The sequence below is a fragment of the Pseudomonas sp. NFXW11 genome (genome assembly GCF_049887815.1).
In the GTDB taxonomy this organism is placed as follows: Bacteria; Pseudomonadota; Gammaproteobacteria; order Pseudomonadales; family Pseudomonadaceae; genus Aquipseudomonas.
This window is the reverse complement of the sequence record NZ_JAGEKI010000029.1, coordinates 1-14474: the sequence shown is the minus strand read 5'-3', so window position 1 is coordinate 14474 and position 14474 is coordinate 1. Positions and strand designations below refer to the sequence as shown.

The window sequence follows — 14474 nt, the reverse complement described above, 5'->3', positions numbered from 1 at the left end:
TGTTTGACAGCTTCAACCCTGCACGACGCAGGTGGCCAGGTGCGCAGCGAGTGCATCCCAGGCAATGCTTTGTTGTTCGCCCTGGCCACGCAGGGGTTTGAAACCTACCACTTGCTGGGCCAGTTCGTCGTCACCCAGGATCAGCGCGTACAGCGCGCCGCTCTTGTCGGCCTTCTTGAATTGGCTCTTGAAGCTGCCGCCGCCGGCATTGATCTGCAGGCGCAGGTTGGGCAACTGGTCGCGAACCCGCTCGCTCAGGGCCAGGCCAGCCAGTTCGGCGGCCTCGCCAAAAGCGCAGAGGTAAACGTCGACCTGACGGGAAATTTCTTCCGGCACCTGCTCCAGGGTCTCCAGCATCAGCACCAGACGCTCGATGCCCATGGCAAAGCCCACGCCCGGGGTCGGCTTGCCACCCATCTGCTCCACCAGGCCGTCGTAGCGGCCGCCGGCACAGACGGTGCCCTGGGCGCCGAGCTTGTCGGTGACCCATTCGAAAACGGTCTTGCTGTAGTAGTCCAGGCCACGGACCAGCTTCGGATTGATCACGTAGGGAATGCCAGCGGCATCCAGACGGGCCTTGAGGCCTTCGAAGTGCACCCGGGACTCTTCGTCCAGGTAGTCGGCCAGCTTCGGAGCGTCCACCAGTACGGCCTGGGTGGCCGCGTCCTTGGTGTCCAGCACCCGCAGCGGGTTGGTCTTCAAGCGACGCTGGCTGTCTTCGTCCAACTGCTCGTGGCGAGCCGAGAGGAATTCCACCAGGGCATCGCGATAGCGCGCGCGGGCTTCGGAGGTGCCCAGGCTGTTGAGTTCGAGCTTGACCGCATCACGGATGCCCAGCTCGCCCCACAGGCGCCAGGTCAACACGATCAGCTCGGCGTCGATATCCGGGCCGTCGAGGTTGAAGACTTCCAGGCCAATCTGGTGGAACTGGCGATAGCGGCCCTTCTGCGGACGCTCGTGACGGAACATCGGGCCGATGTACCACAGTTTCTGCACCTGGCCGCCACCGGTCAGGCCATGTTCCAGGGCTGCACGCACACAAGCCGCTGTGCCTTCCGGACGCAGGGTCAGGGAGTCGCCGTTGCGGTCTTCGAAGGTGTACATCTCTTTTTCGACGATGTCGGTCACTTCACCGATGGAGCGTTTGAACAGCTCGGTGAATTCGACGATCGGCATGCGGATCTGCTTGTAACCGTAGTTATCCAGCAGGCGCGCCACGGTGCCCTCGAAATAGCGCCACAGGGGCGTCTGCTCGGGCAGGATGTCATTCATGCCACGAATGGCTTGCAGAGACTTGCTCACAAAAAATCCTTAAATTGGTTCGGTTAGCCGCGAGCGATCAGCGCTGCATCGGCCTCGACCTTTTCGGCCGCCTTCTGCCGGATCAGCCTTTCGAGCTCTTCCACCAGGTTGTCATTGGTCAGTTTCTGCGCTGGTTTGCCATCGATGTAGATCAGGTTCGGTGTACCGCCAGTCAGGCCGATGTGCGCCTCTTTGGCTTCACCCGGGCCGTTGACCACGCAACCGATCACTGCCACATCCATCGGCACCAGCAGGTCTTCAAGGCGCCCTTCCAGCTCGTTCATGGTTTTCACCACATCGAAATTCTGCCGCGAGCAGCTCGGGCAGGCGATGAAGTTGATGCCACGGGAACGCAGGTGCAGGGACTTGAGAATGTCGTAACCGACCTTCACTTCCTCGACCGGGTCGGCCGCCAACGAGATGCGAATGGTATCGCCAATCCCTTCGGCCAGCAGCATACCGAGGCCGACGGCGGATTTCACCGTGCCTGAGCGCAATCCACCGGCTTCGGTGATGCCCAGGTGCAGCGGCTGGATGATTTCCTTGGCCAGCAAACGGTAGGCCTCGACCGCCATGAACACGTCGGAAGCCTTCACGCTGACTTTGAAGTCCTTGAAGTTCAGGCGTTCCAGGTGCTCGACGTGACGCAGCGCCGACTCTACCAGCGCGGCCGGGGTCGGTTCGCCGTATTTTTTCTGCAGGTCCTTTTCCAGGGAGCCGGCATTGACCCCGATGCGGATCGGAATGCCGCGATCACGGGCCGCGTCCACGACCGCACGAACCCGGTCTTCGCGACCGATATTGCCCGGGTTGATACGCAGGCAATCGACGCCCAGCTCGGCCACCCGCAGGGCGATCTTGTAGTCGAAGTGGATATCGGCAACCAGCGGCACCTTGACCTGCTGCTTGATCCGGCCGAACGCCTCGGCGGCGTCCATGTCCGGCACCGAAACCCGCACGATGTCGACACCGGCGGCTTCCAGGCGATTGATCTGGGCGACGGTGGCAGCCACGTCATTGGTGTCGCTGTTGGTCATGCTCTGCACCGCGATCGGGGCATCGCCACCGACGGGGACCGAGCCGACCCAGATTTTGCGGGACTCGCGACGTTTGATTGGAGATTCGCCGTGCATGACTTATTGACCTAGCTTCAGGCGAGCAGTCTCGCCACTGGTGAACGGGGCGATATCCACCGCCTGACCGTTGAAAGTGATTTGTGCGCCGCGGGCATACCCCAGACGCACGGCAAAAGGCGGCTTGCCGCTGACATCGACGGTTTCACCCTTGCGCTTCAGGGCGCTGAGCAGAATCTTGCCGTTACCGTCCGAGACCTGGGTCCAGCAATCCGCCAGGTAGTGGATCTGTACCTGACCGGCACCGGCAACCGGAGCGGCAGACGCCGGTACGCTGGCGGCGCTGGCTGGGGTAGCGGGAGCGATTACCGGGGCAGGTGCCTGAACCACTGGCGCGGCGGCGACTGGAGCCGCGGCCGGAGCGCTGTGCACAGGGGCGAGTGCGGTAGCAGGCGCAACCGGCGCCACAGCCGGAGCCGCTACGATGGGCGCTACTGCAGTGGCTGGCGCCTCAGCGACGACCTGATTCTCGGTTGCATTGGCCTCAGCCTCGGATTGACCCTCGGCGACTGCTTGATCTTCCGGCTCGTCGATCGGGTGGATCTGCGTGGTGCCGTCGGCACCTTCGACCTCGACATGCTCGGGCGTCAGGGACACTGGCTCCTTGCCACGCAGGGAGGACTGGTCCTGCCACCAGATGAAACCGCCACCGACCACCGCCACCAGCAACAGCAGGCTGACGATACGCAGAATGGTATGGGACACCCGCACCGGCTCTTCGATGCGACCCAGGGCGTGAACGTTGCTGCCTTGGGAGTCGGTACCGGTGTATTGATCGAATTCCTGGACCAGAACGGCCTGATCCATGCCCAAGAGCTTGGCATAAGCGCGGATGTAGCCCCGGGCAAAGGTGTGCCCCGGCAGCTTGTCGAAGGCGCCGGCTTCCAGATTGCTCAGGGAGCTCACGGTGAGATTGAGCTTGTGGGCCACTTCGGCCTGCGACCAACCATTGCTTTCGCGGGCCTGACGCAGGGTCTCACCGGGGTTTGTGCGAGTCGCTGCTTGAACTTCGGGATGCGCCGCTTTCATCATTGCTCCGACAGGTATTGCTGATATTCCGGCGTACCGGGATAAAGTCGTTTTAATTGCAGACCGTAACTGGCGGCCTTGTCGCGATCTTCGAACACCGTTGCCAGGCGAACGCCGAGCAATAGACTACGTGCATTTTGCTCGCCGAGCAGGCTAAAACGCTCGTAATAGTCACGCGCGGGCACATAATGCCTGTCTTCGTAAGACAACTCAGCCATTTCCAGCAACGCACGAGGCTGTTGGTGATTCAGGCGCAGGGCTTTTTCCAGTTGCAACTGGGCCAGCTCGCGCTGGCCCAGCTTGGAAGCGGTCACCCCCAGATTCTCGAAAACCCGGGAACGTTCCGGGTACAGGGTATCAGCCGCAGCTTGCTCGAAGCGCTGATAGGCCTCCTGGTAACGTTTTTCTGCGAACAGGAAGCTGCCGTAGTTGTTGAGGATTCGCGCACTGTCCGGACGGGCCGCCAGGGCCTGGCGAAAGTGCTGTTCAGCCAGCGCAGACTCTTTCTCGGCCTGGAACACCAACGCCAGGGCAGCGTTGCCATCGGCATCGGCCGGAACCAGCTCCAGGGCCTTCTTCAGCGGCACCTTGGCCTGCTCGTACATGCCCTGCTGCAGGTAGCCCAGGCCCAGCTGCACATAGGCCTCGCGCGCTTCATCACGGCCCTTGCCGGTGTTCAGCGGGCTGGTCTCACCCGACACAACACAGCCAGCGCAAAGACTGGCAAGCAGCAGGAGCAGCGCAAAGCGCAGGGCCATGGAGATCCTCTCTCAGGTGCGGGTCGCAGCGCTTTGCGGCATATCGGCGTCGGCGCTCAACTCACGCACGGCGATATAGCGTTCGCTGCGCCGGGTGCGGTCCAGCACCTGGCCGACCAACTGACCGCAGGCGGCATCGATGTCTTCGCCGCGAGTGGTGCGCACGGTGACATTGAAGCCGGCATGGTGCAGTTGATCCTGGAAACGCCGGATGGCGTTGTTGCTCGGACGCTCGTACCCGGAATGGGGGAACGGGTTGAATGGGATCAGGTTGATCTTGCACGGCACGTCCTTGAGCAGCTCGATCATCTCGACGGCGTGCTCGAGCTTGTCGTTGACGTCCTTGAGCAAGGTGTACTCGATGGTCAGCACACGCTTCTCGCCCAGGGACGACATGTAGCGCTGGCACGACTCGAGAAGCATCTTCAGCGGGTACTTCTTGTTGATCGGCACCAGCTGGTTGCGCAGCGCATCGTTGGGTGCGTGCAGCGACAACGCCAGGGAAACGTCGATGTGCTTGGCCAGCTCATCGATCATCGGCACCACGCCGGAGGTCGACAGGGTCACCCGGCGCTTGGAAATGCCGTAGCCCAGGTCGTCCATCATCAGGTGCATGGCAGCGATGACGTTGTCGAAGTTCAGCAGCGGCTCACCCATGCCCATCATCACCACGTTGGTGATGGCACGGTCGACGGTCGCCGGGACGCTGCCAAAGGATTTGTTGGCAATCCACACCTGGCCGATGACTTCGGCGGCGGTGAGGTTGCTGTTGAAGCCTTGCTTGCCGGTGGAGCAGAAACTGCAATCCAGGGCACAGCCTGCCTGGGACGAAACGCACAGAGTGCCGCGTTTGCCCTGGGGAATGTACACGGTCTCGACGCAGCTGCCGGACGCCACGCGCACCACCCATTTACGGGTGCCGTCGCTGGAGATGTCCTCGCTGACCACTTCCGGACCGCGAATCTCGGCAACGGCCTTGAGCTTTTCGCGCAAGGCCTTGCCGACATTCGTCATGGCGTCGAAATCATCGACGCCAAAGTGGTGAATCCATTTCATTACCTGACCGGCACGGAAACGCTTCTCCCCGATTGAGTCGAAGAATTTCTCCATTTCCGGTTGAGTCAGACCCAACAGGTTAGTTTTTGCAGTCGATGTAGTCATGGATTCACCTTCACTCACAAGCCAATGCTTAGCGAGTGGTTACTTCAGTAGCGGCGAAGAAGTACGAGATTTCGCGAGCAGCAGCGGCTTCGGAGTCCGAACCGTGTACAGCGTTGGCGTCGATGGAGTCAGCGAAGTCAGCACGGATGGTGCCGGCAGCAGCTTCTTTAGGGTTGGTAGCGCCCATCAGCTCGCGGTTCAGAGCGATAGCGTTTTCGCCTTCCAGAACCTGAACCACAACTGGACCGGAGATCATGAAAGCAACCAGGTCGCCGAAGAAACCACGAGCGCTGTGCTCAGCGTAGAAGCCTTCAGCTTCGGCTTTGGACAGTTGCTTGAGCTTCGAAGCTACAACGCGCAGGCCAGCTTTTTCGAAACGAGTGGTGATCTCGCCGATAACGTTTTTTGCAACAGCGTCAGGCTTGATGATGGAGAAAGTACGTTGAACAGCCATGGTGTAACTCCAGAAACAGTGATTAAAGCGAAAAATTAAACCCGCGAATTATACGCGGGTTTATAGGGATTGCCTAACTGCGTAGCCCGCGGATTCAGTCAGTTTCGTCGATCCAGGCGGCCTGAATTGCTTCAAGAACCTTCTCGCCTCCGCGAGCCGGATCGTCGCTGAACTCCGGCAGTGCCAGAACCCATTGGTGCAGATCGACAAAGTTTACATAACGCGGATCGACATCCGGCTTCGACTCAGCCAGTTGGATCGCGATTTCCAGCACATCAACCCACTTGAGGCTCATGACAGATCCTTGAATCAGTGCGGCGCTTCGGCAGCATGGTTGAGCGAATACTTGGGAATTTCCACGGTCAGGTCTTCATCGCCGACGATCGCCTGGCACGACAGGCGCGACTGCGCTTCCAGGCCCCAAGCCTTGTCCAGCAGGTCCTCTTCCAGCTCGTCGGCTTCATTCAGCGAATCGAAGCCTTCGCGAATGATGCAGTGACAGGTGGTGCAAGCGCAGACACCGCCACAGGCGCTCTCGATCTCGATGTGGTTGTCATGGGCAACCTCGAGCACCGAGACCCCGGGCTCGACTTCTACAACCAGGCCGTCCGGGCAGAACACGGCGTGTGGCAGAAAAATGATCTGCGGCATCAGTTATTCCTCGATTTCATTCAGGTTGCGCCCCGCCAGCGCGGCTTTCACCGTCGAATCCAGGCGGCGGGCAGCAAAGGCATCGGTCACTTGCGACAGACGCTTGGTCTGCTGCTCGATGGCATGACCATCGGTGCCACGCATCAATTCACTCAGTTCCTGCATCTGCAGTTCGATGACCATGCGTTCTTCGGCATCCAGCAGACGCTCGCCGTCGGCGTCCAGGGCACCCTGCACGGCCTCGATCAGGCGCTGGGCATCAACCTGCTGTTCACGCAGTACACGGGCCACCTTGTCGTCGCCGGCGTACTGGAAGGAATCCTTGAGCATCCGGGCGATTTCGCCGTCGGTCAGGCCGTAGGACGGCTTGACCTGGATACTGGCTTCGACACCCGAGCCCAGTTCCCGAGCGGAAACACTGAGCAAGCCGTCGGCATCGACCTGGAAGGTCACGCGAATCTTCGCCGCACCAGCGACCATCGGCGGAATGCCGCGTAATTCGAAGCGTGCCAGGGAGCGGCAGTCGCTGATCAGCTCGCGCTCGCCCTGCAGCACATGAATCATCATGGCCGTCTGGCCATCCTTGTAGGTGGTGAAATCCTGGGCTCGAGCAACGGGAATGGTGGTGTTGCGCGGAATCACCTTTTCCATCAGCCCGCCCATGGTTTCCAGCCCCAGGGACAGCGGAATCACGTCCAGCAACAGCAACTCGCCGCCTTCGCGCTTGTTGCCGGCCAGGGTATCGGCCTGGATCGCGGCACCGATGGCCACCACCTGATCCGGGTCGATTTCGGTCAGGGGCTGGCGACCGAACATCTCGGCCACCGCCTCGCGCACTCGCGGCACGCGGGTCGAACCGCCCACCATCACCACCGCCTGCACTTCTTCCAACTCGACATTGGAGTCGCGCACTGCGCGGCGGCAGGCCTTGAGGCTGCGCGCCACCATAGGCTCGATCAGTGTGTCGAAGGCTTCGCGGGTCAGCACTGCGCGCCAGTCGCCATACACCACTTCTACCGAAGCGGCACTGGTCAGGGCTTCCTTGGCCGCGCAGGCGGTTTGCAACAGATTGCGCTGGACACCGGGATCCAGGTCGGCGGACAAGCCTGCGCCCTCGATGATCCAGCCGGCAATGGCATGGTCGAAGTCGTCGCCCCCCAGGGCGGTGTCGCCGCCGGTGGCCAGTACTTCAAAGACACCGCCGGTCAGGCGCAGGATGGAAATATCGAACGTACCGCCACCCAGGTCATAGATGGCCACCACGCCCTCGGCGTGCTGGTCCAGGCCATAGGCCACGGCCGCCGCGGTAGGTTCGTTAAGCAGGCGCAGCACATTCAGGCCGGCCAGCTTGGCCGCATCCTTGGTGGCTTGACGCTGGGCATCATCGAAATAGGCGGGAACAGTAATGACGGCACCGACCAGCTCGCCGCCCAGCGTCGCTTCAGCGCGCTGACGCAGCACCTTGAGCACTTCGGCGGACACTTCTACCGGGCTTTTCGGCCCCTGGACGGTGTCGATGAACGGCATGTGCGACTCGCCACCGACAAAGCGATAGGGCAACTGCTCGCCCAACTGCTTGACGTCAGCCAGGCCCCGCCCCATCAGGCGCTTGACCGAAAGCACAGTGTTCAGAGGGTCGGCGGACGCGGCCTGGCGAGCAGACTCGCCCACCTCGACGCGATCGGCGTGATAACGCACGGCGGACGGTAGAATCACCTGCCCCTGCGCATCGGCCAAAGGTTCGGAAAGGCCACTGCGCAAGGCAGCGACCAGCGAATTGGTAGTGCCCAAGTCGATCCCCACAGCCAGGCGACGCTGGTGCGGTTGAGGACTTTGGCCGGGTTCGGCGATCTGCAGTAGGGCCATGCTTATCTGGACTTATCTGTATATCAGGCGTGCGACCGGAGCGGCACTGGGTTAATCGTCGAGGCGCTCTTCTAACTGGCGCACTTCGTAGGTGAGCTTGTCGAGGAATTGCATGCGTCGCATCAGGCGCTCGGCCTGCTCGCGCTGCGCGGCATCATCCCAACAGGCTGCGAAGCTTTCGTTGAGCTCGTCCTGGGCCACTTTGAGCCTACGCTTGAACGCCGCTACTCCAGCCAGGTCGGCGCTGTCCTGCAAGTCCTCGAGCTCTTCGCGCCACTGCATCTGCTGCAGAAGAAACTGCGGATCGTGCACCGTGACTTCCAGCGGCAGCTCGCCGCCGTTCAGGGCCAGCAGGTAACGGGCGCGTCGGGGCGGGCTCTTGAGGGTCTGGTAAGCCTCGTTGAGGCTTGCCGAACGCTCGAGCGCCAGACGCTGCTCACGCTCGCTGGCATCGGCAAAGCGATCGGGATGAACCCCGCGCGCCAGCTCGCGGTAGCGCACGGCCAACTGCTCGAGATCCAGGCGAAAACTCGGTTGCAGCTCGAATAAAGCGAAATGACAAGGAGTACCCACGAGCCGCCTCAGACGTTGAAGCTTTCGCCGCAGCCACATTCACCGCGCACGTTGGGATTGTTGAACTTGAAGCCTTCGTTCAACCCTTCCTTGACGAAATCAAGCTCGGTGCCGTCCAGATAGGACAGACTTTTCGGGTCGATGATCACCTTCTCGCCGTGACTCTCGAACACCTGATCGTCCGCGCCGATCTCATCGACGAACTCCAGCACATAGGCAAGGCCGGAACAGCCCGTGGTGCGAACACCCAGGCGAATCCCATCACCCTTGCCGCGCCCGTTGAGGGAGCGTCGCACGTGTTGAGCAGCCGCTTCTGTCATGCTGATAGCCATCGTGACTCCTTACTTGTCGCCCATTCGGTGAAAGCCGATCGATCAGATCAGGCCTTTCTTCTGCTTGTAGTCGCGAACAGCAGCCTTGATGGCGTCTTCGGCGAGTACCGAGCAGTGAATCTTCACTGGAGGCAGAGCCAGCTCTTCAGCCAGCTGGGTGTTCTTGATGGTTTCGGCTTCGTCCAGGGTCTTGCCCTTCATCCACTCAGTGGCCAGGGAGCTGGAAGCAATGGCGGAACCGCAGCCATAGGTCTTGAACTTGGCGTCTTCGATGATGCCCTGCTCGTTGACCTTGATCTGCAGACGCATCACGTCGCCGCACGCCGGAGCGCCGACCATGCCAGTGCCGACATCCGGATCTTCCGCGTTCATCTTGCCGACGTTACGCGGGTTCTCGTAGTGGTCGATGACCTTTTCGCTGTAAGCCATGATTCTTAATCCTCACTCATCAGAGAGTCGCTCTTGGGTTCTGCACATCGCCGTTATCGCTGCGTTCTGCAGAACCCTGTGCGGCGACTTAAATTCAGTGTGCCGCCCACTCGATCTTCGAGATATCGACGCCATCTTTGTACATGTCCCACAGCGGCGAAAGAGCGCGCAGCTTGGTGACGGCTTCGCAGACTTTCTGCGCCGCGTAATCGATTTCTTCTTCAGTGGTGAAACGACCGAAGGTGAAGCGGATCGAGCTGTGGGCCAGCTCGTCGTTGCGACCCAGGGCGCGCAGCACGTAGGAAGGCTCGAGGGAGGCCGAAGTACAAGCCGAACCGGAAGACACTGCCAGGTCCTTGAGGGCCATGATCAGCGACTCGCCTTCAACGTAGTTGAAGCTCAGGTTCAGGTTGTGCGGTACACGAGCGGTCATGCTGCCGTTGATGTACAGCTCTTCCAGGTGCTCGACCTGCTTGTAGAAGCGATCGCTCAGGGCCTTGATGCGCAGGTTTTCAGCAGCCATGTCTTCCTTGGCCACACGGAAAGCCTCGCCCATGCCGACGATCTGGTGAGTGGCCAGGGTGCCCGAACGCATGCCGCGCTCGTGACCGCCGCCGTGCATGGTGGCTTCCAGGCGTACCCGCGGCTTGCGGCTGACATACAGCGCGCCGATGCCTTTAGGGCCATAGGTCTTGTGGGCGGAGAAGGACATCAGATCGACTTTCAGGGCCTGCAGGTCGACTTCGACCTTGCCGGTGGACTGAGCCGCGTCAACGTGGAACAAGATGCCCTTGGAACGGGTCAGTTCACCGATGGCGGCGATATCGTTGACAGTACCGATCTCGTTGTTCACGTGCATGATCGACACCAGGATGGTGTCGTCGCGCAGGGCGGCTTCGACCATGGCCGGCGTGATCAGGCCGTCTTCACCTGGCTCGATATAAGTCACTTCGAAGCCTTCGCGCTCGAGTTGGCGCATGGTATCCAGCACCGCCTTGTGCTCGATCTTCGAGGTGATCAGGTGCTTGCCCTTGGTGTGATAGAAATGCGCGACACCCTTGATTGCCAAGTTGTCGGACTCGGTGGCACCGGAAGTCCAGACGATTTCACGCGGGTCGGCATTGACAAGGTCAGCCACTTGGCGACGGGCATTTTCCACCGACTCTTCGGCCTTCCAGCCGAACACGTGGGAGCGGGAGGCCGGGTTACCGAAGTTCCCGTCAACCAGCAGGCATTCACTCATCTTCTGCGCAACACGCGGATCGACCGGTGTGGTCGCGGAGTAATCAAGGTAAATCGGCAATTTCATGAACTCTCTCCTAAATCAGGCTGGCTGGCGTGCCGCTAGCTCTCTGGCTGTCATTCGACGGCGGACGCTTCAATCTTGTCCAGGCGCGGCGCCTTGCCATTACAGCGGCGCTGGTCCTGACGCTGGGCTACTTCTTGCACCTCACGGCGAGTGACAAGGTCAGCCAAGCTGATACCGCTTAGAAATTCGTGGATCTGCAGGCTCAAGTCGCACCACAGGTGATGGGTCAGGCAGGTGTCGCCGGCATGGCAATCGCCCAGACCCTGGCATTTGGTGGCATCGACCGATTCGTTCACCGCATCGATCACCTGAGCCACCTGGATCCCCTGCATATCGCGAGACAGCTGATAGCCGCCACCGGGGCCCCGGACACTGGACACCAGATTGCTGCGGCGCAATTTGGCGAACAGCTGTTCGAGATAGGACAGGGAGATGCCTTGACGCTCGGAGATATCGGCCAGGGAGACCGGGCCATGTTGCGCGTGCAACGCCAGATCGAGCATGGCGGTCACCGCGTATCGGCCTTTAGTAGTCAGTCGCATGGACAAGTACCACGGAGTTTCGGAATGGAGGCGAGTATGCAATACCCGAGTAATCAGGTCAACTATAAGACCAACTACTTTAGTCGGATTTACCCGCAAAAGAGCGCGCGAATCATAGCAAAGTCTGCGACGTAATGGCACAGCAGAACGGCAACAACTGACCCACGGGTCGTATTTAGGCACTTACCGGCGAGCTGACATCCAAGGAGGCCGGCACCAAGGCCTCAGCCAACCCGACTATCGTCCCTACCCTTGACTTCGGCAAAGTCTTCCTCGCGCAGTTCAGGCAGGTCCTTGGCGCAATAGTCACTGCCCAGGTCCTTAAGCGCACCACACATATCCTCAAGACGTCCATCGACTGCCTGCAGGTGATCCAGCAGTTGACCAATGGCCCGAGCCACCGGGTCCGGCATGTCCTCACCGACGCCATAGGCATCGAAACCGAGCTTTTCCGCCATGGCCTTGCGCTTGGCTTGTTGCTCGTCGCTGGACTTCATAATGATCCGCCCCGGAATACCGACCACGGTTGCACCGGCCGGCACTGCCTTGGTCACCACGGCATTGGAACCTACCTTGGCCCCCGCCCCCACAGTGAAAGGTCCCAGCACCTTGGCGCCAGCCCCCACCACCACGCCATCTTCCAGGGTCGGGTGACGCTTGCCCTTGTTCCAGCTGGTACCGCCCAGGGTCACCCCCTGGTAAAGCGTCACGTCATCGCCGATCTCGGCGGTCTCGCCAATCACGATGCCCATGCCGTGATCGATAAAGAAGCGGCGCCCAACCTTGGCCCCCGGATGAATCTCGATTCCAGTCAACCAGCGACCGAAGTTCGACACCAGTCGCGCCAACCATTTCCAGCCCATGCCCCACAGCGCGCCGGATAGACGATGAATCCAGATCGCATGCATGCCCGGGTAGCACGTCAGCACCTCGAAGGCGTTGCGCGCCGCCGGGTCACGATGGAATACGCTCTGGATATCTTCACGCAGACGCTCGAACATCACTGATCCTTCCGCTTCTGCAGCTCCCCACGGGCCGCTTTCTGGGTCTCCGTAAGAATGCCACGCAATATATTCATTTCCGCCCGGCTCACCGAGCTACGACCGTACAACCGGCGCAGACGCGCCATCAAGTGCCGCGGCTTCTGCGGATCGAGGAAGTCGATGGCCACCAGCGTCTGCTGCAAATGCTCGTAGAACCGCTCCAGCTCATCCATGGTTGCCAGCTCTTCAGCCCGCGCCACCACTTCATCCGGCTGCGCCTTGCCTTGCAACGCCAGCCAGGACATGCGCACCTCGTAGCTCAGAACCTGCACCGCCGTCGCCAGGTTCAGCGAGCTGAACGCCGGATCCGACGGGATATGCACATGGAAATGACATCGCTGCAGCTCGTCATTGGTCAGGCCGGAATCTTCACGGCCAAACACCAGGGCAATTTGCGCCCCCTGCCCCGCCTCTTCCACGACCTTGAGCCCAGATTCACGAGGATCGAGCAAAGGCCAGGGAATACTCCGCTCACGAGCACTGGTACCGAACACCAGGGTGCAACCGACCAGCGCCTCTTCGAGGGTGGCGACCACCTGGGCACTTTCCAGGATATCGGTGGCACCGGAAGCCCGCGCATCGGCCTCAGGAGATGGAAACACTCGCGGCTCAACCAGCACCAGCCGTGACAAACCCATGTTCTTCATGGCGCGCGCAGCCCCGCCGATATTGCCGGGATGACTGGTATTGACCAGGACGACACGAATGTTCTGCAGCAAGGGATGCGCTCTCGGATAAACAAGAAGGGGCACAAATCTTACAGAACAGGCGGCACCCTCGCCTTAAAAATAACCAAAAGTGGCAACTGACTCCTTCCCGCCTCCTGTGTTCGAAGAAGGCCGCACGGCGGATCGATGCAATCAAAGCGAACACTGACCTTCATCTGCAAAAGTTTTCTGCTAGAATGCTCGGCTTTCTTTAACAACCTTAGGTGACCTATCCATGCAGCCAATGCTGAATATCGCGCTGCGCGCCGCCCGCAGCGCCAGTGAATTGATTTTCCGCTCCATCGAGCGCCTGGATACCATCAAGGTCGACGAAAAAGACGCCAAAGACTACGTATCCGAAGTTGATCGTGCCGCCGAGCAGAAGATCATCGATGCGCTGCGCAAAGCCTACCCAAACCATTCCATCCTCGGTGAAGAAACCGGCCTGCATGCCGGCAATGGCATCGAAGGTGAAGAGTACCTGTGGATCATCGACCCACTGGACGGCACTACCAACTTCCTGCGTGGCATTCCGCACTTTGCCGTAAGCATCGCCTGCAAATACCGCGGCCGCCTGGAGCACGCCGTAGTCCTGGACCCGGTTCGCCAGGAAGAATTCACCGCCAGCCGTGGCCGTGGCGCCCAGCTGAATGGTCGCCGCCTGCGAGTCAGCGGTCGCACCAGCCTGGACGGCGCCCTGCTGGGCACCGGCTTCCCGTTCCGTGACGACCAGATGGACAATCTGGACAACTACCTGGGCATGTTCCGCGCCCTGGTTGGCCAGACTGCCGGCATCCGTCGCGCTGGCAGTGCGAGCCTGGACCTGGCCTACGTTGCCGCCGGCCGTTTCGATGCCTTCTGGGAGTCGGGCCTGTCCGAGTGGGACATGGCAGCAGGCGCCCTGCTGATCCAGGAAGCTGGCGGCCTGGTGAGCGACTTCACCGGCGGTCACGACTTCCTGGAAAAAGGCCACGTGGTTGCCGGCAACACCAAATGCTTCAAGGCGGTACTGACCGCCATCCAGCCGCACCTGCCGGCCTCGCTGAAGCGCTAAGCCCAGTGTCTAGTCCTGAAATAGGTTTACACCTATACAGGTAGGCCAGTAGGCCTCAAAACGCCCGATGCACCGCATCGGGCGTTTTGTTTTTCAGGGCCATGTGAGGCCGCTCCGTGTTGTAGATTTGC

At 60.7% G+C, this 14474-nt stretch carries 17 protein-coding genes; 1 reads left to right on the top strand and 16 read right to left on the bottom strand.

Annotation, left to right across the window (positions count from 1 at the left end; translation table 11 throughout):
* Positions 1-12 precede the first annotated feature (12 nt).
* The 16 genes from hisS to trmJ form a co-directional block, all read right to left on the bottom strand.
* Entirely contained in the window at positions 13-1302 is a 1290-nt protein-coding gene (gene hisS, locus J4P02_RS29365; protein WP_426197014.1) for a histidine--tRNA ligase, read from the bottom strand.
* 23 nt (positions 1303-1325) lie between these two features.
* Positions 1326-2435: a flavodoxin-dependent (E)-4-hydroxy-3-methylbut-2-enyl-diphosphate synthase gene (gene ispG, locus J4P02_RS29360; protein WP_025129560.1), complete on the bottom strand. Its 1110-nt coding sequence runs from the start codon at positions 2433-2435 to the stop codon at positions 1326-1328.
* Between the two features lie 3 nt (positions 2436-2438).
* Positions 2439-3464 carry a helix-turn-helix domain-containing protein gene (locus J4P02_RS29355; RefSeq protein WP_426197012.1) on the bottom strand — a complete coding sequence of 342 codons (1026 nt, stop codon included), beginning with the start codon at positions 3462-3464 and terminating at the stop codon, positions 2439-2441.
* Positions 3464-4222 carry a type IV pilus biogenesis/stability protein PilW gene (gene pilW / locus J4P02_RS29350; RefSeq protein WP_426197010.1) on the bottom strand — a complete coding sequence of 253 codons (759 nt, stop codon included), beginning with the start codon at positions 4220-4222 and terminating at the stop codon, positions 3464-3466. Before pilW ends, J4P02_RS29355 begins: the two co-directional genes overlap by 1 nt.
* Before the next feature lie 12 nt (positions 4223-4234).
* Positions 4235-5383: a 23S rRNA (adenine(2503)-C(2))-methyltransferase RlmN gene (gene rlmN / locus J4P02_RS29345; protein ID WP_426197008.1), complete on the bottom strand. Its 1149-nt coding sequence runs from the start codon at positions 5381-5383 to the stop codon at positions 4235-4237.
* 28 nt (positions 5384-5411) lie between these two features.
* Positions 5412-5837 carry a nucleoside-diphosphate kinase gene (gene ndk, locus J4P02_RS29340; RefSeq protein WP_007916882.1) on the bottom strand — a complete coding sequence of 142 codons (426 nt, stop codon included), beginning with the start codon at positions 5835-5837 and terminating at the stop codon, positions 5412-5414.
* A 94-nt stretch (positions 5838-5931) separates the two neighbouring features.
* Entirely contained in the window at positions 5932-6132 is a 201-nt protein-coding gene (gene iscX / locus J4P02_RS29335; RefSeq protein WP_047289129.1) for a Fe-S cluster assembly protein IscX, read from the bottom strand.
* 14 nt (positions 6133-6146) lie between these two features.
* On the bottom strand, positions 6147-6488 hold the full coding sequence (gene fdx, locus J4P02_RS29330; protein WP_011063213.1) for an ISC system 2Fe-2S type ferredoxin: 342 nt from the start codon (positions 6486-6488) through the stop codon (positions 6147-6149).
* 3 nt (positions 6489-6491) lie between these two features.
* Entirely contained in the window at positions 6492-8354 is a 1863-nt protein-coding gene (hscA, locus tag J4P02_RS29325; RefSeq protein WP_426197004.1) for a Fe-S protein assembly chaperone HscA, read from the bottom strand.
* A 51-nt stretch (positions 8355-8405) separates the two neighbouring features.
* Entirely contained in the window at positions 8406-8927 is a 522-nt protein-coding gene (hscB, locus tag J4P02_RS29320) for a co-chaperone HscB (protein WP_426197002.1), read from the bottom strand.
* 8 nt (positions 8928-8935) lie between these two features.
* Positions 8936-9259, bottom strand: coding sequence for an iron-sulfur cluster assembly protein IscA (iscA, locus tag J4P02_RS29315; protein ID WP_426197000.1), 324 nt, complete (start codon positions 9257-9259; stop codon positions 8936-8938).
* Positions 9260-9301: 42 nt separating this feature from the next.
* Positions 9302-9688 carry a Fe-S cluster assembly scaffold IscU gene (iscU, locus tag J4P02_RS29310; protein ID WP_007929523.1) on the bottom strand — a complete coding sequence of 129 codons (387 nt, stop codon included), beginning with the start codon at positions 9686-9688 and terminating at the stop codon, positions 9302-9304.
* Positions 9689-9782: 94 nt separating this feature from the next.
* Entirely contained in the window at positions 9783-10997 is a 1215-nt protein-coding gene (locus J4P02_RS29305; RefSeq protein ID WP_426196998.1) for an IscS subfamily cysteine desulfurase, read from the bottom strand.
* A 50-nt stretch (positions 10998-11047) separates the two neighbouring features.
* Positions 11048-11539: a Fe-S cluster assembly transcriptional regulator IscR gene (gene iscR, locus J4P02_RS29300; protein WP_011063217.1), complete on the bottom strand. Its 492-nt coding sequence runs from the start codon at positions 11537-11539 to the stop codon at positions 11048-11050.
* Positions 11540-11763: 224 nt separating this feature from the next.
* A complete protein-coding gene (cysE, locus tag J4P02_RS29295; protein ID WP_426196996.1) occupies positions 11764-12540 on the bottom strand; it encodes a serine O-acetyltransferase in 777 nt (258 codons plus the stop codon).
* Positions 12540-13301, bottom strand: a complete 762-nt coding sequence (trmJ, locus tag J4P02_RS29290; protein ID WP_426196994.1) for a tRNA (cytosine(32)/uridine(32)-2'-O)-methyltransferase TrmJ — start codon at positions 13299-13301, stop codon at positions 12540-12542. Before trmJ ends, cysE begins: the two co-directional genes overlap by 1 nt.
* A 223-nt stretch (positions 13302-13524) precedes the next feature.
* Here trmJ and suhB point away from each other — a divergent pair, with 223 nt between their 5' ends.
* The gene (suhB, locus tag J4P02_RS29285; RefSeq protein WP_046820399.1) at positions 13525-14343 is read left to right on the top strand and encodes an inositol-phosphate phosphatase; all 819 of its coding nucleotides are present in this window, start codon (positions 13525-13527) and stop codon (positions 14341-14343) included.
* Positions 14344-14474: the final 131 nt, after the last annotated feature.

Excerpts from the sequence above, each read along its gene's own strand:
- ispG (WP_025129560.1), bottom strand. The coding sequence starts at position 2,435 with ATGCACGGCGAATCTCCAATCAAACGTCGCGAGTCCCGCAAAATCTGG.
- J4P02_RS29355 (WP_426197012.1), bottom strand. The coding sequence starts at position 3,464 with ATGAAAGCGGCGCATCCCGAAGTTCAAGCAGCGACTCGCACAAACCCC.
- pilW (WP_426197010.1), bottom strand. The coding sequence starts at position 4,222 with ATGGCCCTGCGCTTTGCGCTGCTCCTGCTGCTTGCCAGTCTTTGCGCT.
- rlmN (WP_426197008.1), bottom strand. The coding sequence starts at position 5,383 with ATGACTACATCGACTGCAAAAACTAACCTGTTGGGTCTGACTCAACCG.
- ndk (WP_007916882.1), bottom strand. The coding sequence starts at position 5,837 with ATGGCTGTTCAACGTACTTTCTCCATCATCAAGCCTGACGCTGTTGCA.
- iscX (WP_047289129.1), bottom strand. The coding sequence starts at position 6,132 with ATGAGCCTCAAGTGGGTTGATGTGCTGGAAATCGCGATCCAACTGGCT.
- fdx (WP_011063213.1), bottom strand. The coding sequence starts at position 6,488 with ATGCCGCAGATCATTTTTCTGCCACACGCCGTGTTCTGCCCGGACGGC.
- hscA (WP_426197004.1), bottom strand. The coding sequence starts at position 8,354 with ATGGCCCTACTGCAGATCGCCGAACCCGGCCAAAGTCCTCAACCGCAC.
- iscA (WP_426197000.1), bottom strand. The coding sequence starts at position 9,259 with ATGGCTATCAGCATGACAGAAGCGGCTGCTCAACACGTGCGACGCTCC.
- iscU (WP_007929523.1), bottom strand. The coding sequence starts at position 9,688 with ATGGCTTACAGCGAAAAGGTCATCGACCACTACGAGAACCCGCGTAAC.
- J4P02_RS29305 (WP_426196998.1), bottom strand. The coding sequence starts at position 10,997 with ATGAAATTGCCGATTTACCTTGATTACTCCGCGACCACACCGGTCGAT.
- iscR (WP_011063217.1), bottom strand. The coding sequence starts at position 11,539 with ATGCGACTGACTACTAAAGGCCGATACGCGGTGACCGCCATGCTCGAT.
- cysE (WP_426196996.1), bottom strand. The coding sequence starts at position 12,540 with ATGTTCGAGCGTCTGCGTGAAGATATCCAGAGCGTATTCCATCGTGAC.
- suhB (WP_046820399.1), top strand. The coding sequence starts at position 13,525 with ATGCAGCCAATGCTGAATATCGCGCTGCGCGCCGCCCGCAGCGCCAGT.